The organism is Nonomuraea longicatena (assembly GCF_039525605.1).
Taxonomy (GTDB): domain Bacteria; phylum Actinomycetota; class Actinomycetes; order Streptosporangiales; family Streptosporangiaceae; genus Nonomuraea; species Nonomuraea longicatena.
This window is the reverse complement of sequence record NZ_BAAAHQ010000038.1, coordinates 13,934-31,450: the sequence shown is the minus strand read 5'-3', so window position 1 is coordinate 31,450 and position 17,517 is coordinate 13,934. Positions and strand designations below refer to the sequence as shown.

Sequence of the window (17,517 nt, the reverse complement as noted above, 5' to 3'; positions counted from 1 at the left end):
TGTTCTGTCGGTTTGGTCATTGATTGGTCATCAAATGGGCTGTCGAGCGATCAGCGAGACGGCCGAGACTACACCCGCCAGAAGATCCCTAGCCTTGGTGGAGTTGTGAAGTCACCCCTCCGCAAGACCTTCGACCGCCGACGCGGTCGCCATGGTGTCCCTCGCCGTGTGAAGTCGCGTATGGCGGCTCATGCGCTGACAGTGGTCCTGGTCGCCGGCTTGGGGGTCGTGGGTCTCAGCTCGCCCGCATGGGCCGAGCCGCCGCCTCCCGAGATCCCCCAGAACGCCAGCGCCGTCCAGCTCAAGTACCAGCCCTACATGGCCTACGACAGGGACGGCTGCTACCCCTCCGTGGCCGTCGGCGTCGACGGCGCCCTGAACCCCGGCCTGAGCCCCACCGGCGCCCTCGACGGCTCGTGCCGCGACGCCTCCGATCTGGAAAACAGCAACATGTACGCGCGCACCCGCTGCAACGCCAACGGATGGTGCGCCCACAAGTACGCGCTGTACTTCCAGAAGGACCAGACCACGCCGCTCGGCTGTTCGCGTTGCGGGCACCGGCACGACTGGGAACACGTCGTGGTCTGGACCCAGGACGATCAGCTCAGATACGTCGCCGCCTCCGCCCACGGCAACTACCACATCAAGCCGGCGGCGGACGTCGACTTCTCCGGCACCCATCCGAAGATCGTCTACCATAAGGACGGCGGCTCCTCGCACGCGTTCCGGTTCTCCGTTCCCGCCCAGGAGCCGGAGGACGGCAACCGGAGCTGGCACTTCCCGGACCTGGTGAGCTGGAACGGCTTCCCCCCAGGGGTGCGGGACAGATTGACCGGCCACGACTGGGTCGCGGCCACCCTCGCGCTCAAGGACGAGAACGATGTGTTCCGGACGGACCTTGACAAGGCTCGCAAGGGCCTGACCTTCGAGTTCAACACCTCCACCAACATCCTGCCGCCGGGGATGCCGGACCCGAACACCCCGCACCGGGCCGACGACGGCCCCGCGGATTCGCTGCGGGTGATGGGCTTGGGGTCGTCCACCACGTTCGGGGAGTACAGCCCGGACGGCAACGGCTACCGGAACGTGGCCGACCGGGGGTTAAACGACCTGTTCGCGGGCCCGGGCATGGCGGCCGCCGCCCAGGACACCACTCCCCTGGTGAACTGGGTCGGCTCCAAGCGGGTCGGGACCATGCCGGACCGGGAGGTCGAGGGCTGGCGGGGGTTCAAGATCTCGGAGATCGCCGGCAAGGCGCAGTGCGCCGTCAAGACGTACCAGCCCAACCTCATCACGCTCATCGCGGGCGGGAACGACGTCTTCTTCGACCACCAGATGGGCGGTGCGATCGGGCGGCTCGAATCCCTGATCAAGCAGGTCATCGCGGACGACTCGCGCGTGACCGTGCTGGTGGCCGGCATGCAGCCGTTCCGCGACGTCGGCACCGACCAGCGCGGCGAGGCGTTCACCGCCCAGATCGCCCAGTTGGCGGAGCGGCTGGCCCAGGACGGCCTGCGGGTGGTGTACACAGACATCTCCGGGCTGGGTCCGTCCGACCTCGTCTCCGACGGCGTCCACCCGAACGGCGAAGGCTACCGCAAGATCGGCGAGGCTTTCGTGAAGGCGGCTCGCCAGGCCAAGGACAGGGGGTTGATCCGCAAGCCGCATCCGCAGGCGCCGGACGCGAGCACCGACCCTTGCGGGATGCTCGACCGTGGCGACGGCGTGAGCAACCCGCCGCCGCATGACCCGAACCTGCTGGGCCCGCACTGGGACGACCGAGGCGTCATCCAGAGCACGCAGTTCCCCTCCACCAACCGGTTCTGGATGGTCGACGTCAACAAGGACGGCAAGGCCGAGTTCGTCACCGTCGACAAGGACCAGAACTTCCGCTTCTGGTGGAACGGCGGCCCCTCAGGCAAGGACTGGGTGCCCTTCGTGGAGGGCCAGAACTCCTACCGGCCCCCCGCCGGCGCGGTCGGCAACATGCTGCGCTTCGCCGACGTCGACGGTGACGGCTTCCCCGACTGCCTGGTGGTGCATCTGACCGGGCAGGTGGACGCCCACACCTGGAACGCCGACGCTCCGGCCGGAGCGCGCATGTGCATGAAGAAGTACGACGGCGTGGCGAGCGTCTTCGACAACGGCTCCACCGGCGGCCCACTGGCCATCGACCCGACCGCGAAGATCCGATTCGCCGACGTCACCGGAGGCGGCCGCGACGACTACCTGGTGATCGGCCAGGACGGCGCGACCGCCGCCTGGTACAACAGGGGCTTCCAGGTCATGGACGGCCGCAAGTGGCTGGACTGGACCCCTTTCCAGCGCATCAGCGGCCCTCTGGAGAACCCCCGCGAGATCCGCTACGCCGACCTCAACGGCGACAAACGCGCCGACCGCATCCTCATCACCGCCAGAGGCGGCGCGCGCGCGTGGATCAACGAAGGGCCCAGGGGCTCGGGCGGCACCTTCCGTGACATCGGACGGATCGCCGGCGACGCCGAGGTGCCGCCGAAGGACATCCAGTTCGCCGACCTCGACGCCGACGGGAAGGCCGACTTCCTGCGCATCGGCTGGACGGGCGTCGCACACGCCTGGCTGAACAAACTCCCGCCCGGCTACTTCGACACCTTCCACCCCTGATCGGCAAGGAGCCGCCGGTCCCTCCGGCGCCGGCGCACGCGTCGGCGGACGCAGCCCCCGTCACCCCGAGCGACGAGGTGTCCTTCGCCCCCCTGCGTGACCGCGCCCCTGCTCGGAGGTGCCGGCGCGCAGGAAGAGCCGGCCGATGTCGCGTAGGTGGTCGCGGAACTCGGGGGGATCGACGACGTCGAAGCGCGCGCCCACCGCGGCGAGGATGAACACCGGCCAGTCGAAGGCGTCCACCTGCATGCGAAGGCGGCAGGAGCGGTCGTCGACGGGTTCGACGTGGCCGCCGGTGACTGCGACGACCGGCTCGACCGTACCCGCCGGGGCGTGGAAGCGGACGGTGATGTCGTAGCGGGTGGGGCGGGCGCCGAGCCGGTCGGCGACGTAGGCGGCGGCGTCGGCGGCGGGCAGCTCGCGCGGCCGGAAGCGGGCCCCGGTGGCGGCCGGGCCGGTGAGGCGGTCGAGGCGGAAGATGCGCCAGTCGGCGCGGTCGAGGTCCCAGGCGACCAGGTACCAGCGGCGCTTGAGCGAGACGAGCCGGTGCGGTTCGACCAGCCGGGTGTCCGGTTCGCCGGACGGGGCGGTGTAGGTGAAGGTGAGGCGTTCGTCGTCGCGGCACGCCTGGGCGATCACGGTGAGCGTGGCGGCCTCGATCTGGGGACCGCCCGCCGGCGCGGTGACGGTGAAGGCGCGCAGGGCGTCCACCCGGCGGCGCAGCCGGGGTGGCATCACCTGGACGACCTTGGTCAGCGCGCGGAGCGACGTCTCCTCCAGTCCTTCGACGGTTCCGCCGGCGGCGGTGCGCAGGCCGACGGCGATGGCGACGGCCTCCTCGTCGTCGAGCAGCAGGGGCGGCATCGCGATGCCGGACCGCAGTTGGTAGCCACCGGCGGAGCCTCGGCCGGAGTGCACCGGGTAGCCGAGTTCACGCAGCCGATCGATGTCGCGGCGCAGGGTGCGCTCGCTGACGGCGAGCCGGTCGGCCAGCTCCAGGCCGGGCCAGTGGCGGTGGGTCTGCAGGAGGGACAGCAGTCGCAGCATGCGCGCGCTCGTGTTCGCCATGATTCCCAGACTCCCCCGCCTTCCGGTCAGAAAGTGACCGGAAGCCACTCTAACGTTGCTCTCGTGAACGACACAGCGGAGGCGACGCAGATGAAGATCCTGGTGACCGGAGCGACGGGGATCGTCGGCCGCCATGTGGTGGACCAGCTCGTACAGGCGGGCCCCGAGGTGCGGGCGCTGACCCGCAACCCCGCGGCGGCCGGGCTGCCGCCTCAGGTGGAGGTCGTCCCGGGCGACCTCACCGCACCCGCGAGCGTGGCCGCCGCGCTGGACGGCGTGGACCGCCTGTACCTGTTCCCGGTGGAGGAGAGCGCCCGTGAGGTCGTCGCGCTGGCCCGGCGGGCGGGCGTACGGCGCATCGTGGTGTTGTCGGCGGCGTCGGTGACCGCCGGTCTGCACGTCAGCCCGGTGGAGCAGGCGGTGGAGGAGTCCGGGCTGGAATGGACGCATGTGCGGCCGTGCGGCTTCATGACGAACCTGCTGCAGATCTGGGCGCCGTCCATCCGGGCCGAGCGGGTGGTGCGCCACCCGTTCGCGGACGAGCCGATGAACCTGATCCACGAGGCCGACATCGCCGCGGTGGCCGTCGCCGCGCTGCTGCGGGACGGCCATCACGGCAAGGCGTACACCCTGACCGGGCCGGGCCTGGTCACCGTTCGCGAGCAGGTCGCGGCCATCGGCGCGGCGCTGGGCGAGGAGGTCCGCTACGAGGAGGTCAGCCGCGAGCGCGCCCGTGAGCTCATGAGGGCGCAGGGCGGGTTCGCCGCCGAGTCGGCCGACCTCGTGCTGGGCTTCGTCGAGTACGGCGGCGCCGCCCCGGACGACGGCGGCTACGCCGAGCAGGACTGGTCGGCGCTGATGCGGGTCTGGCCGGACGTGGAGCAGGTCACCGGGCGCCCCCCGCGCGGCTACGCCGAATGGGCCCGCGACCATGTCGCGGACTTCCGCTGACCTGCCTGGAAGTGGAACCCGGGGTCCGGCTCTCACGGGTACCGGGGCGCGGAGGTCAGCGTGGCCCGTACGGTGGCCCGGTGCCGGGCGCTGGTGCCGTACAAGGAGGACAGGGACCGGGCCCGCGCCATCCAGAACCGCAGGTCCAGCTCCTCGGTGTACCCCACGGCCCCGTGCACCTGGAGCGCCACCCGGGCGGCCAGCATGGCGGCCTCCCCCGCCGCCGCCTTGGCGGCGCTGACGTCCCGCACCGCCGAGGCCGACGCGGGCGGCCCGGCCGTGAGCGCCGCCCGGTACACGAGCGGCGCGGCGAACTCGAGCGCGACGGCCGCGTCCGCGAGCTGGTGCTTGACCGCCTGGAACGACCCCACCGGCACCCCGAACTGCGTGCGGGCTCGCGCGTAGGCGACGGCGCCGTCCACCAGGTGGTGGCCGACGCCGAGCAGTTGCGCGGCCGTGGCCACGGTGACGAGCGGCAGCGCGACGGAGGTGTCCACGGGCGCGGACCCGGCGAGCTCGACCTCGAACATCCTCCGGCAGGGGTCGGTGCCGGGCACGGGCTGGAGCCTCGCCGTACCGGAGATCCGGCCACAGGACACGATCAGGTCGGCGAGGTCGGCGTCGGCCACGAGCTCCGCCGGGCCGAAGGCGACCTTGAGGCCGGCCGAAAGCGAGGGCTCCGCCACCAGGTACGGCCCGGCGACGGCGGTCTCGGCGACCGGTCCCGGCAGGCACGCCCGGCCGGTCTCCTCCAGCGCGGGGACGAGGTCGGCGAGCCGCAGTCCGAGCCCGCCGGCCGTCTCGGGGACGAGCGCGGTGAACAGCCCGAGCGAGGCAAGCTGCTCCCAGGCAGGGGTGCGCTCGGTGCGCAGCGCGGCGGGCGGGCAGTGCGTACGGAGCACCTCCCGCACCGCCCCGGCGAAGGCGAGTTGGTCGTCGGTGAAGGCGAAGTTCATCGGGGCATCCCCAGGACGCGTTCGGCGACGATGTTGCGCTGGATCTCGTTGGTGCCCGCGTAGATGGGCCCGGCGAGCGCGAACAGGTACCCGTCGTGCCAGGCGGTGGCGGCCGCCCGGGGGCCGAGGATGTCCATGGCCAGGGTGTGCATGCGCAGGTCGAGCTCGGACCAGTAGATCTTGCCCATGCTGGCGGCGGCGCCGATCTCGTGGCCGTCCGCGAGCCTGCGGGCGGTGGCGAAGGTGTGCAGCCGGTAGGCCTCGGCGTCGATCCAGCAGCGGGCGGCCCGGTCGGCGAGCACGGGGTCGTCGGTGGCCAGCCCGAGCAGCCGGTCGGCGGTGGCGAGGAAGCGGCCGGGGCTGCGGAGGGCGAGGCCGCGTTCGGAGGAGGTGGTGGCCATGGCGATCCGCCAGCCGTCGCCCGGCGCGCCGAGGACCATGTCGTCCGGCACGCGCAGCCCGTCGAGGAAGATCTCGGCGAACCCGGTCTCGCCGTCGAGTTGCGCGATGGGACGGACGTCGGCCCCGGCCAGCGGGAACAGGAAGTACGTCAGGCCCTTGTGGCGGGTGCCCGAGGTCCTGAACAGGCCGAAGCCGTGGGTCGCGAACGCCGCCCGCGAACTCCACGTCTTGTGTCCGGACAGGCGCCAGCCGCCGGGGACCCGTTCGGCGCGGGAGGTGAGGGCGGCCAGGTCGCTGCCCGCCTCGGGTTCCGACCACGCCTGCGCCCACACGTCGTCGGCGCGGGCCATGCGGGGCAGCCAGCGGGCGCGTTGCTCGGGTGTGCCGAAGCGCATGAGGGTGGGGGCGAGCAGGAAGATCCCGTTCTGGGTGACACGGCCGGGGGCTCCGGCCGCCCAGTACTCCTCCTCGAAGATGAGCCATTCGACGAGGGTGGCGTCGCGTCCGCCGTACTCGCGGGGCCAGGAGACGGCCGACAGCCGGTCGGCGGCGAGCACGGCCTCCCACGCGCGGTGGGCGGCGAAGCCGTCGGCGGTGTCCATGGACGGCAGCGCGGCGGGCGTGTGCGCGGCCAACCAGGCGCGGACGGTGGCGCGGAACTCCAGTTCTGCGGGCGTGAAGTCGAGATCCACGCCACCAAACTAGCGCACGCTTGGTAAAGCCGCCACACGCCCGGCCATGAATCGACGCGGGCCGCTTGTTCACCTGACCGCAAAAAGAGGATGGCGGGATCACCAGGGCGACCTGCCGCATTCCACCTGGTAGCAGCGCGAATGACAGCGTCATGGGCGAGGACGGCGGAACACCGCGACGGGCCAGCCCCCGACACCGCACGGCAATTCCGCTGTCTGAGCGTTCGGACCTGCGATTTGGAGAAGAGAATGCGAATCACACTCGGCGCCTCCGCCCTCGGCGCGGCCCTGCTCTCGATCGCCGCCGTGGGCGTTTTGCCCGCCCAGGCCGCCCCGCCCACCGAGACCGGACGGCACTGCCGGGTCGTCCTCGACACGCTCAAGCCTGGCGAGTCGGTCTCCCGCGTCGTCTCCAGGACCTGCTCGGACAACGCGGAGGACCTGCACGTCAACCGGGCAAGCCTCCTCACGACCTGGTACGAGCACGCCGGATACCAGGGCGGCTCGACCACCTTCGAAGGCCGGTTCGGCCCCTGCGACGGCGAGGGCTACGGCTTCCGGGACACCGGCTCGTGGGGCGGCAGGGTCTCCTCCTACCGGCTGTTCAACCGCTGCCACAACGCCCGCCTCTACACGGCCGCCAACTACGGCGGCTCCGAGATCCACCGGACCGGCGACCAGTCCGGCCTGCCCGCCAGCCACAACGACAACGTCAGGTCCCTGCGCCTGACCTCCTGACCGACGCCTCGACCGAGGCAAGCGCTGTACTGAGGATCGGGCGACACGCCCTGCGTATCGCCCGATCCCCTGACACCTTCCCCCCAGCGCCCAGAATCCGGTGCACGCAATCACGAACGGGGTGTCGCAGGTCGATCGCCTTCCCCGAGGGCGCAAGCATGACGTTGAACGCCACGCCACCCGCTGTCGTGGCGGCCCTGTCAGTGACCTTCTTCGTTTCGTATGCTGCTGGTTGTGACGGCAACCGAGCAAGAAATCACCTTCCGCACCCTCGACGGCCTCCACCTGGCCGGAACACTCGTCACACCTGCGGAACCCCCTGATCATGCTGTCGTTCTGGTTCACGGGGGCGGGGTAACGCGGCACGAGAGCGGATTCTTCACCCGGTTGGCGCGCGGGCTGAGCGATGCCGGAATGGCGTCCCTGCGCTTCGACCTGCGCGGGCACGGTGAGAGTCAGGGCCGGCAAGAAGAACTGACCCTCGCGACCATCCTCAACGACATCCGTGCCGCACTCCATCAGATCCGCGAAACGACCGGAGTCGCGAAGACGAGTCTGCTCGGCACAAGTTTCGGAGGCGGCATCTGCGGCTACTACGCCGCCCACCGACCTGACGAAGTGTCCCGACTGGTCCAGCTCAACCCGCAGCTCGACTACAAGAAGCGCACCATAGACAGCCGCCCCTACTGGCACGACGACTATCTGGACGAAGAAGTCGCCCACCAGCTCACTGTGCAGGGGTCCATCACCTTCAGGCCCACTCTGAGGCACGGTCGGCCCCTTCTCAACGAGGTCTTCTGGCTGCAGCCACACACCGCCATCGGTTTGATCAAGGCTCCGACCCTCATCGTGCACGGCACCAAGGACACCCTCATACCGATCGAGTCTTCCCGCGTGGCCGTGTCCCAGTACACCGCCCCTTGCGACCTGGTCGAAGTAGAGGGCGCGCAACACACCTTCGCCGTCCACGACGACCCGCAGTACCACAACCCACAGAGCCAGGCATGGCAAGCGGCAGTGATCCAGACAGTCTCGGGATGGCTGCGAGATGGTCGCCTACGCAACAGGACGATCAGCTAGGAACTCCAGCAGAGCACGTACCTCCGGTCACCGGCCAGCCCAAGGAATCAGGTCCGGCGGATGGATCGCTGCTCTTCTTCGGCTGGTGAACTCCGGCTCAGGGCGTAAGAAGTCGGCTATCGAATCCGGCCCGGACAAGTGCCTTATAGGCGGCATGCACCTCGCCAGGAACCTCCTGCGTGACGGCGAAGCCGAGCTTGGGGTACTCGATCACCCATTGGAGGTCGCCGACGAGCATGTCCACGACCAGCCGACCGTCGCCGATCGAGGTGAGGTAGTCGTCGAACGTCAGCGGCTCGGAGGCGCACACCACCTGGACCTCGGGCCAGACCCGGCGTGCCGTGGCGTACGCGCGTCGCTCCATGTACGGCTTGGAGATCAGGAGCAGGCTGCGCGGGATGACCCCCGCTTCGGCCAGCACCTTCCGCGAGAGGGCGATGTTGGCGCCCGTGTTGCCCGCGTCGGGTTCGAGGAGGATCGCGTGCTCGGGCACGCCGAGGTCGATGGCGCGCTCCCGGAAGTGGACGGCTTCGCCGCGTGGGAACCGCTCGCGGGTGGTGGGGCTGTTGCCGCCGGAGAAGACCAGGGTGGAGAACAGACCGTCGTGGTAGAGGCGGGCGGCGGTATCGGCCACTCCGAGGTCATGGCTGCCCAGCCCGATCGCCGCGTCGCACGGCCGCGCCTGATGCCGCATCCGGTGATAGTCCCAGATGAGCAGCGCCTGCTCGCGGATCTCATCGCCGATCGTGGTGTTGCTGCTCACGGATGTGTCTCCCTGGTCACCGTCGCCGCAGACCGTTCGGCCCCGCGGATCGAGAAAGCCGCACCGGACGGGAATGGCGGGTCTGAGAAGGCGGAGGGCAGCGTCGCCAGCCGGGAGGGCCAGGATCAGGCCGTCATTTCCCTCAAGTGGGTGGCGGCCGGGAGAGTTCGGGCCGTGTCCGGGAGAGAGCCGATGATCTGTCCGATGATTCGTCGTCTGGACGCGCCTATCGGCCACTGACCGCTGACCGTGACCGCTTGGGCCAGGCCGTCCTGGATGTTCGCATCACGTACGCCGCCGAGGACCTGCATGAGGTGGAGGTCCACTCGGTCCCCGGCGAAGGTGTCCGGATACAGCGGCAGTGCCTCGTTCACGGCCTTGTCGACCTTGGCCGGTTCGCCGATCAGCGCGGACGGGTAGGCGATGGCCCACAGCATCCGCCGTTCGGAGAAGCTCCACAGCGGAGTGGTGCTGTTGTCACTCGTCACTGACGCCGGCAGCCGGTCGTAGGTCCGCCGGAGCTCGTCCAGAGCGGCCCACGCTCTAGCCGCGTCTCCCTGCGATGCGGCCAGGAACGCTTGGACGCCCAAGGCTCTGGCGAGGCCGCTGCTCGGCACTCCGTCCGCGATCTGCACGGCGTCGTCGGCGAGACGTGAGGCGACTTGATGTGGACGGTCCGACCAGTAGGCGTACATCGCTTCCCGAGCCCGGACCCACACCCGGAGATCCCGATCGTCGGCAGCGTCGGCGGCCCGCCGCGCCGCTATCCATGAACGCGACGCGGCATCGTGCTGGCCGACATCGTCGAGCTCCATGCCGAGCAGAGTGGCCAGCTCGGCGCTGCTGCGCAGGAGCCCTGTGCGGACCTCGGGTGACGTGGCACGACCCAGTAGACGTGAAATCTCGGCGAGATCTGCCGTCGTCCGGCCCACCAGCTCGGCGGATGGACGTATCGGGTATGTCAAGCCGTGCTCCCACACGACCTGTTCCCAGTCATCTACTCCAAGCCCCTCGCGACCGCCTATGGCGAAATCGACGCCGGAAAAGAGGCTTTCGAGGCTTCCCGCGGGGATCGCAGCTCCGGCTCCGAGAGCGGCAAGTAGCCGCATAGCAGCGCGACGCTCCATGTCGTCATCTCCATGATTGCTACGAATTGGGGCACCTCTATCGAGAATACCCACATCACGGATTTCCAACTCGGCGGGCGTGTTCATCCGTGTCACCAAGGCGTAGATAGACGCCAAGAGATCACCTGTGCCGTAGGCCGCGTCCAGCTCGCGCAGCCTGTTCTTGGGCGGGAGTCGCTCACCACGCTCCCATCGAGCCAGGTTGGTGAAGTGGGTACGCAACTGGTCAGCAATGGGACGAATAGGCGTATTTCGGACGCATTCTCTCCAATGCCGCATGACCAGGCCGAGGATGACCGCACCCACGTCACTGTGCTCGCGATTCTCATCCATCGGGTCTCCATGAGTTGTAGCCATTTATGGCTACAGATTGTCTACGCCATCACTGTTCCGGTGCACCCGAGCTGACTTCACTATGTCATCAACGCAGGTCCGTCGCTAGAAAAGCGGAACCCGCCGAAACACAGCACGCGCTGAACGTCCTGCGCGTGTCGAATACAGCCGTCATGGCCCCATCGGAAACAAGACGGGCTCACCGCACGCGGTTTGGTCGCGGCATGCGGCGAGCCCTTGATCAGGAAAGAGGTCCTGACCCATGACCAAACTATCCACAGTCCCGCTTCCTCACCAGAGCGTGTCCACGAGTGACACGGCCATCGCCCTCAACGCGGCGCTGGACCCGACAAGGCCCAATGTCTCCCGCCTGTACGACTACCTGCTGCTCGGCAAGGATCACCGCGCGCCCGACCGGGACCTCGCCGAAAGCCTGAAGTTCTGGCTGCCCGGCCTGGCCTATGCCGTGCAATCCTGCCGCTCCTTCGCCCTGGAGGCCGTGGAGGCGGCGGCCGAGTCCGGCTGCGGCCTGATCGTGGACCTCAAGTGCGGATACCCCCTCAGGGAAACCGTCCACGAGACGGCTCTCAAGGCCAACCCGGACGCCCACGTCCTCTACGTGGACCACGACCCGGTGGTGACCGCCCACGCCCGCGCCCTGCTCGCGGACGGCCCCGCCGTCGAAGTGATGCGGGCCGACGTACGCGACGACCTCGGCAGCGTTCTCGGACACCCCTACGTCCGCGCACGGATCGACCTCGCCGAGCCCGTCGCCGTCGTGATGACCGGGCTCGCCGAGTTTCTCACCGACGGCGAACTGACCGCCGTGCTGGGCACCCTGGCCGACACACTGCCGCCGGGCAGCAGGCTCATCCTCAGCCACGTGGACCCCGGCACCCTCCCGAAACAGGCGATCGAGACGGCCACCGCCGCATGCGCCAACGCGGGCATCCTGATACGGCTCCGGCCCGCGCGGAAGGTCCGGGACCTGGTCGGCGGCCGGTGGAGCTGGGCCGAGCTGCCGCCCGAATCGATCCACTACCTGTTCTTCGACGAGCCCACCACGTTTATCGGCGGCGTCGCCACCCTCCCGCTCAAGGAGGGTCGGTGAGCGGCCTGGACGCGGCATCGGATCGTCTGCTGCCGGTGCCCGCCCAGCGCTGGCCCAGGTGCGGCGAGCCCCACTGCCCTGCTCCCGCCCGCCCGAAGCCCGTCACCGTGACGTGGGAGCTCGAAGCCGACTGGTGGCGCCGCCGCTTCGGGAAGGCGGCCCGAGTGCTCCGCCACACGTGCCTCTGCCAGCCGGTCAGCTACGAGGAACTCACCTGCGGTGGCGTGTATCGCATCCGCCGCATCATCGCCGCCAACACCGGCCTCCTCCACTACCTGAGCCCCCAAACCACACAACGAGGGGCGGACGAACTGTGGGATCTCATCATCCACGGAGCCGCGATATGAGACCCGTCAGATCATCGAGTGTCGGCTACACAAGGAGTGAGGATGACGACCGCAGCGACCATCGGCCGGTACCCGGCCTACGTCTACGACCTGCCCGCACTGCGCGAGCACGTCGCGCAGATCAGGGGTCACCTCGGGGACATCGAGTTCTACTACGCGGTCAAGGCCAACCCCGACCCTGAGCTCCACTACCTCAGGTAGCGAACCCAGGCTGCCAGGTCACGCAGGTACAGCTCGCGTTCCACTACATCGGACAGCGATTCTCAACCAAGCATTTGCTTGCTATCGTGCGGGCATGCTGATGCGAGCGGCGGTCCTCACCGGGTTCGGGCGGCCCCTGGAGATCCGCGAGGTCGAGATCGACGACCCGGGGCCGGGCGAGATGCGGGTCCGGATCCGGGCCTCCGGCGTGTGCGGCTCCGACCTCAAGGCCCTGGACGGCAAGAGCGCGCTCGTGCGCCGGCCACCGTACATCCTGGGCCACGAGAGCGCCGGAGTCGTCGAGAGCGTCGGCGCGGGCGTGACCCGCCTGACCCCCGGCGACCCCGTGCTCATCGCCATGAACGGCCCGTGCGGCGCCTGCGCCGCCTGCGGCGCAGGACGCTTCCACCTGTGCTCCGGCACCGCCCGCACGACCGCCATCGCCGGCGGCGCCCCCCGGATCAGGCTGGACGGGGTCGAGACCCCCAGGTTCATCGGCATCGGCGCGTTCGCCGAGTACGCCGTCGTCAACGCGGCCATGTGCGTACGGCTGGCACCCGAGGACCCCTTCCCCGCGATGAGCCTGCTCGCGTGCGGCGTCGTCACCGGCGTCGGCGCCGTGCTCAACGTCGCCGGGGTGCGCCCCGGCGCGAGCGTGCTCGTCGTCGGCTGCGGCGGCGTCGGCCTCAACGTCGTCCAGGGCGCCGTCCTCGCGGGGGCCGCCACGATCGTCGCCGCCGACGTGTCGGAGGCCAAGCTCGCCCTCGCGGAGCGTTTCGGCGCGACGGACACGCTGGTGGCCGCCGACCTGCCGCGTCAGGTCCGCGAGGTCGTGCGCGGCGGCACCGAGTACGCCTTCGACTGCACCGGTGTGCCCGGCGTGCTGGAGGCCGCCTTCGCCGCCACCCGCCCCGGCGGGACCACCGTCATGGTCGGCAGCCCGCCACACGGCGAGCACGTACGGCTGGACGCCGCGCTGCTGTTCTCCTCCCGGCGCCTCATGGGCACGCAGGGCGGCGACGCGGCGCCGCACCGCGACCTGCCGATGCTCGCCGCGCTCGTCCGGCGCGGCCGCCTCGACCCGGCCGGGCTCATCAGCGAGTGCCTGCCGCTGGAACGGATCGGCGACGCCGTCGCCCACGTCCGCGCCGGGCGGGTCGCCCGTACGGTGATCATCCCCTGACGGATCCGACCGGCTCCCTGCGCTCGGCCGGTTCGTCCTCCTCGTGCCCCTCGACGGACAGGTCGGGCAGCAGGCGGTCGAGCCAGCGCGGGCACCACCAGTTGATCCGGCCCAGCAGGACCATGGTCGCGGGCACCAGGAAGCCCCTGATGATCGTGGCGTCAACGGCGATGGCCACCGCGAGCCCCACGCCGAACGTCTTGACCAGCGGGTCCGGGTAGGCGATGAAGGCCACGAAGACCGCCACCATGATCAGCGCGGCCGAGGTGATCACCCGGCCGGTCGAGCCGAGCCCGTCGGCGACCGAGCGGCGGTCGTCGCCGTGCCGAAGGTAGGCCTGGCGCACGGCGGTCAGCAGGAACACCTCGTAGTCCATGGACAGCCCGAACAGCACCGCGAACAGCATCAGCGGCACGTACGACTCGATCGGCACGCTGAAGAAGACCGTGTCGACGAAGGAGGCGCCGGCGGGCGCGTCCATGCCGACCAGGCCGCTGCCGAGGCCATGGGAGAAGACCAGCGCGAGCGCGCCGAAGGCGGCGCCGAGCGAGACCAGGTTCATCAGCGCCGCCTTGATCGCGACGACGGGGGCGCGGAAGGCGAGCAGCAGGAGCAACGCGCTGAGCAGCACCACCACGCCGATGACCAGCGGGGTGCGCTCGGAGACGCGGGCGCCGGCGTCGGACAGGGCCGCCACCTCGCCGCCCACGTGCAGCGGCCGGTCCGGCTGGCTGAGCGCGCGCACCCGCTTCACGACCTCGGCCGCCTCCGGGTCGCTCGGTGCGTGGTCGGGGATCGCCTGGACGAGCACCGAGCGGCCGGACTCGTGCAGCGCGGCGGGGACGGCGTGCGCGACGCCGTCCACCTCGCCGATCCGCTTCACCAGGTCTGTCACGACGGGGTCGGCGGCGGAGGCGGCCTTCGCGCCCAGGTCGGCGACGACGAGCAGCGGGCCGTTGCTGCCGGGGCCGAAGCCGGTGGCCATGAGCTCGTAGGAGCGGCGGGCGGGTGAGTCGGCCAGGCCGTACCCGTCGTCGAGCGGCCCCAGCTTGAGCGACAGGGCGGGGGCGGCGAGCGCGCCCAGCACCAGCACGCTGCCGAGCAGGACCCGCCACGGCCGCCGCGCCACCCAGTGGCCGAGCCCGGCCCATCCGGTGGACTCGCCGCCGCCCCTGCGACCGAGGAAGGGCACCTTGAGCGCGTTGACCCGGGTGCCGAGCACGCCGAGCAGGGCGGGCACCAGCGTGACCGAGGTGAGCACCGCGAAGACCACGGAGATGGCGGTGATCCAGCCGAGCGTGCGCAGCAGCGGGAAGCCGCCGAGCATGAGCGCGCTCAACGCGACCATGACCGTGCCGCCCGCGAACACCACGGCGCCGCCCGAGCTCGCGACCGTCCTGCGCACCGACTCCTGCACGCCCACGCCGCTCGCGAGCAGTCTGCGGTGGCGGGAGAGCAGGAAGAGCGCGTAGTCGATGCCGACGCCGAGGCCGATCATCGTGGCCATGATGCCCGCCTGCTTGGGCACGTCCACGACGTGGCCGAGCAGTCCGATCAGGCCGAGGCCGGCGGCCACGCTGACCAGCGCGGTGAAGATCGGCACCAGCGCGGCGACCAGCGTGCCGAAGGCGAGCACGAGCACGACCAGGGCGCAGAGCACGCCGACGACCTCGCTGGGCCCGGTCTTGATCTCCTTGTCGGCCGGGGTGGAGTTGTCGGCGGGCACGACCTCGATCCCGGCCGCGCGCGCCGGCTCCGCCGCCTTCGACAGCACCTCGGTGTTCTGGGCGAGCGTGGTGGGGTCGTGCCCGCTCATGCGGACCGTGATCACACCGATCCGCAGGTTGGAGGCGAGGCCGCCCGGCCGGTACGGCGGATCCACCCGGGCCACGTGCGGCGCCCGCCCGAGGTCCGCGACCACGCGTTCGACGGCCTGCTTGCGCGCGGGTTCCGCCAGTGTGCCCTGCGCGGTGTACAGCACGAGCTGCACGGTTCCGCCGGGGTCGTAGCCCGGCCCGAACCCGTCGCGCACGAGGTCGTGCGCGCGTTGCGAGTCGGTCCCCGGGATGGAGACGTCGCTGCTGACCGGGCGGCCCGCCGCCAGGCTGCCGAGCATCAGCCCGGCCGCGAGGACCACCCACAGTGCCAGCACGACGCGGCCGTGCCTCGCGCACCAGCCGCCGAGCCTGCCGAGAAACTCTGTCATTGTTACGCCCGTCCTGTACGCCCGTACAGCGCCTACAGTGCAGACAGTAGAGGCGACAGACAGCGAAATGACCGAAACCAGGGAAATGAGACGATGACCACAGCCGACCACGGGAGCGACACCCGAGGCCGAATACTCACCGCCGCCCAGCGGCTGTTCGCCGAGCGCGGCTACGCCGCCACCTCACTGGCCGACATCGCCGCCGAGGTGGGACTGACCAAGACCGCCGTCGCCTACCACTTCCACCCGAAGGGCAAGCTGGCCGCCGAACTGATCGCCCCGGCCGCCGACGACATCCTGCGGATGCTCTCCACGTCGTACGACACGCGCGAGGCGCTGGTCGAGGCGATGGTCACGGCCGCCGTACGGCACCGCGCGGTGATCCGCCTGCTCATGGACGACCTGGGCAGCGCCGAGCAGGCGCCGCCCGGCACACCCGGCGAGCTGATCGGCCACTTCCGCGCCGAGATCCTCGCCAGGCTCACCGGCCCCGACCCGGACGAGCGGGCCACCGTACGCGGCTGGGCCCTGCTGGGCGCGGTCCACTGGGGCGTCGTCCACACCATGGAGCTGCCGGAGGACGTCGTGCTCGAACAGCTGCTGAAGACGGCCGCCGCCTTCTAGAGTCCGAGGACCTCGCGTTCCACGTGGTCCAGGGCCAGGCGCACCCCGCCCAGCGCCACGCTCTCGTCGCCGAGCGTCGAGGTGACCACCTCCGGCACGCCCAGGCACAGCTCGGTCAGGTGCCGGCGGAAGGGCTCCAGCAGCACCTCACCCGCCCGCGAGTAGCCGCCGCCGACCACCAGCAGGTCGGGGTCGATGGCCAGCACCAGCGCCGCCGCGCCGATCGCGAGTCGCTCGGCGAAGCCCTCCACGGCCTCGATCGCGTCCGCGTCCCCGGCGCGGGCGGCGTCGAAGACCGTGCCGGCCTCGCCGTGGTCGAGCAGCCGGGTGGCGGCGCCCTCCCAGGCGACCTGGCGCAGCGCCCCGATCTCGCCCGCGGCGCCCGTCCGCCCCCTGTGCAGCTGCCCGTCGATGAGGACGCCCGCTCCTATCCGGTGACCGGCGAGCACGTACACGACATCGGCCGCGTGCTGCGCGCTCCCGCGCCAGTGCTCGGCCCGCACGGCCAGGTTGGCGTCGTTGGCCGCCAGCCCCGTGCAGCCGAACCAGCCCCCGGCGAGTCCGGCGAGGTCGACACCGGTCCAGCCGGGCAGCACGATCGACAGCGACACCCGGCCGGAGCGATCGACGACACCCGAGGTGCCCGCGCACACCGCCCACACCCGCGTCCTGGGCACCCCGGCGGCGTCGACGCAGGCGAGCGTCGCCCGCCGGGCGATCTCCAGCCGCTCGGAGGCGGGGGCCTCGGCCGATACCGAGACCCGTTCCCAGGCGACCACCTCGCCGTTGAGGTCGCCGAGCGCGACGAGGATCTTGTTGGCGCCGATGTCCACCCCGGCCACGAATCCGGCGTCGGCCCGGAAGCCGAATCTGCGCGCGGGCCGCCCCATCGCGCCGCCGTCCGGGGGGATCTCCCTGACCCAGCCGCGCCCAGCGAGCTCGTCGAGCACCGCTTCGACGGTCTGCCGCGACAATCCGGTGATGCGGCCGAGCCGCGTCAGCGTCGCGACTCCCTCGACGCGCAGGGCTTTCAGCGTGACCTGGGTGTTCACCCGGCGGAGAAGAGACGCGTCAACCGCCACTTATGCGACC

The 17,517-nt window shown here is 70.7% G+C and carries 16 protein-coding genes; 9 read left to right on the top strand and 7 right to left on the bottom strand.

Translation table 11 applies throughout. The features are described from left to right. Nucleotides 1–180 precede the first annotated feature (180 nt). Nucleotides 181–2,643 (top strand): NPP1 family protein, encoded by a 2,463-nt coding sequence (locus tag ABD120_RS29885; RefSeq protein WP_343953502.1) that lies wholly within the window; start codon nt 181–183, stop codon nt 2,641–2,643. A 60-nt stretch (nt 2,644–2,703) separates the two neighbouring features. Here the strand turns inward: ABD120_RS29885 and ABD120_RS29880 are convergent, their stop codons facing one another. Continuing rightward, nucleotides 2,704–3,711 carry a helix-turn-helix transcriptional regulator gene (locus tag ABD120_RS29880; protein WP_343953501.1) on the bottom strand — a complete coding sequence of 336 codons (1,008 nt, stop codon included), beginning with the start codon at nt 3,709–3,711 and terminating at the stop codon, nt 2,704–2,706. 63 nt (nt 3,712–3,774) lie between these two features. Between ABD120_RS29880 and ABD120_RS29875 the strand changes: the two genes are divergently transcribed. Further along, a complete protein-coding gene (locus ABD120_RS29875; RefSeq protein ID WP_343953500.1) occupies nt 3,775–4,662 on the top strand; it encodes an SDR family oxidoreductase in 888 nt (295 codons plus the stop codon). A gap of 32 nt (nt 4,663–4,694) precedes the next feature. On the opposite strand, the gene ABD120_RS29870 is transcribed toward ABD120_RS29875, so the two are convergent. Together ABD120_RS29870 and ABD120_RS29865 are read right to left on the bottom strand one after the other, a co-directional pair. Next, nucleotides 4,695–5,618 carry an acyl-CoA dehydrogenase family protein gene (locus ABD120_RS29870; RefSeq protein ID WP_343953499.1) on the bottom strand — a complete coding sequence of 308 codons (924 nt, stop codon included), beginning with the start codon at nt 5,616–5,618 and terminating at the stop codon, nt 4,695–4,697. Continuing rightward, nucleotides 5,615–6,712: an acyl-CoA dehydrogenase family protein gene (locus ABD120_RS29865; protein ID WP_343953498.1), complete on the bottom strand. Its 1,098-nt coding sequence runs from the start codon at nt 6,710–6,712 to the stop codon at nt 5,615–5,617. Before ABD120_RS29865 ends, ABD120_RS29870 begins: the two co-directional genes overlap by 4 nt. A gap of 249 nt (nt 6,713–6,961) precedes the next feature. Between ABD120_RS29865 and ABD120_RS29860 the strand changes: the two genes are divergently transcribed. Together ABD120_RS29860 and ABD120_RS29855 are read left to right on the top strand one after the other, a co-directional pair. Beyond that, nucleotides 6,962–7,450 carry a hypothetical protein gene (locus tag ABD120_RS29860; protein WP_343953497.1) on the top strand — a complete coding sequence of 163 codons (489 nt, stop codon included), beginning with the start codon at nt 6,962–6,964 and terminating at the stop codon, nt 7,448–7,450. 234 nt (nt 7,451–7,684) lie between these two features. Continuing rightward, nucleotides 7,685–8,530, top strand: a complete 846-nt coding sequence (locus ABD120_RS29855) for an alpha/beta hydrolase (protein ID WP_343953496.1) — start codon at nt 7,685–7,687, stop codon at nt 8,528–8,530. A 97-nt stretch (nt 8,531–8,627) separates the two neighbouring features. Here the strand turns inward: ABD120_RS29855 and ABD120_RS29850 are convergent, their stop codons facing one another. After that, nucleotides 8,628–9,293 (bottom strand): YdcF family protein, encoded by a 666-nt coding sequence (locus ABD120_RS29850; protein WP_343953495.1) that lies wholly within the window; start codon nt 9,291–9,293, stop codon nt 8,628–8,630. Nucleotides 9,294–9,418: 125 nt separating this feature from the next. Then, nucleotides 9,419–10,753 (bottom strand): NsdA family TPR-like regulatory protein, encoded by a 1,335-nt coding sequence (locus ABD120_RS29845; RefSeq protein ID WP_343953494.1) that lies wholly within the window; start codon nt 10,751–10,753, stop codon nt 9,419–9,421. 301 nt (nt 10,754–11,054) lie between these two features. Here ABD120_RS29845 and ABD120_RS29840 point away from each other — a divergent pair, with 301 nt between their 5' ends. From ABD120_RS29840 to ABD120_RS29825, 4 genes are all read left to right on the top strand, one after another. Then, complete coding sequence (locus tag ABD120_RS29840; protein ID WP_343953493.1) at nt 11,055–11,864, top strand: SAM-dependent methyltransferase; 810 nt, start codon at nt 11,055–11,057, stop codon at nt 11,862–11,864. Next, entirely contained in the window at nt 11,861–12,211 is a 351-nt protein-coding gene (locus tag ABD120_RS29835) for a hypothetical protein (RefSeq protein ID WP_343953492.1), read from the top strand. The genes ABD120_RS29840 and ABD120_RS29835 overlap by 4 nt, the downstream gene beginning before the upstream one ends. Before the next feature lie 42 nt (nt 12,212–12,253). Continuing rightward, nucleotides 12,254–12,412 (top strand): hypothetical protein, encoded by a 159-nt coding sequence (locus ABD120_RS29830; protein WP_343953491.1) that lies wholly within the window; start codon nt 12,254–12,256, stop codon nt 12,410–12,412. A 94-nt stretch (nt 12,413–12,506) separates the two neighbouring features. Beyond that, nucleotides 12,507–13,595: an alcohol dehydrogenase catalytic domain-containing protein gene (locus ABD120_RS29825; RefSeq protein ID WP_343953490.1), complete on the top strand. Its 1,089-nt coding sequence runs from the start codon at nt 12,507–12,509 to the stop codon at nt 13,593–13,595. On the opposite strand, the gene ABD120_RS29820 is transcribed toward ABD120_RS29825, so the two are convergent. Further along, nucleotides 13,585–15,801, bottom strand: a complete 2,217-nt coding sequence (locus ABD120_RS29820; RefSeq protein WP_343953489.1) for an MMPL family transporter — start codon at nt 15,799–15,801, stop codon at nt 13,585–13,587. The two genes, ABD120_RS29825 and ABD120_RS29820, sit on opposite strands and share 11 nt — an antisense overlap. Before the next feature lie 93 nt (nt 15,802–15,894). On the opposite strand from ABD120_RS29820, the gene ABD120_RS29815 reads away from it, so the two are divergent. After that, nucleotides 15,895–16,425: a TetR/AcrR family transcriptional regulator gene (locus tag ABD120_RS29815; protein WP_343953488.1), complete on the top strand. Its 531-nt coding sequence runs from the start codon at nt 15,895–15,897 to the stop codon at nt 16,423–16,425. Here the strand turns inward: ABD120_RS29815 and ABD120_RS29810 are convergent. Next, nucleotides 16,422–17,477, bottom strand: coding sequence for an ROK family protein (locus tag ABD120_RS29810; protein WP_343953487.1), 1,056 nt, complete (start codon nt 17,475–17,477; stop codon nt 16,422–16,424). The two genes, ABD120_RS29815 and ABD120_RS29810, sit on opposite strands and share 4 nt — an antisense overlap. Between the last annotated feature and the right edge of the window lie 40 nt (nt 17,478–17,517).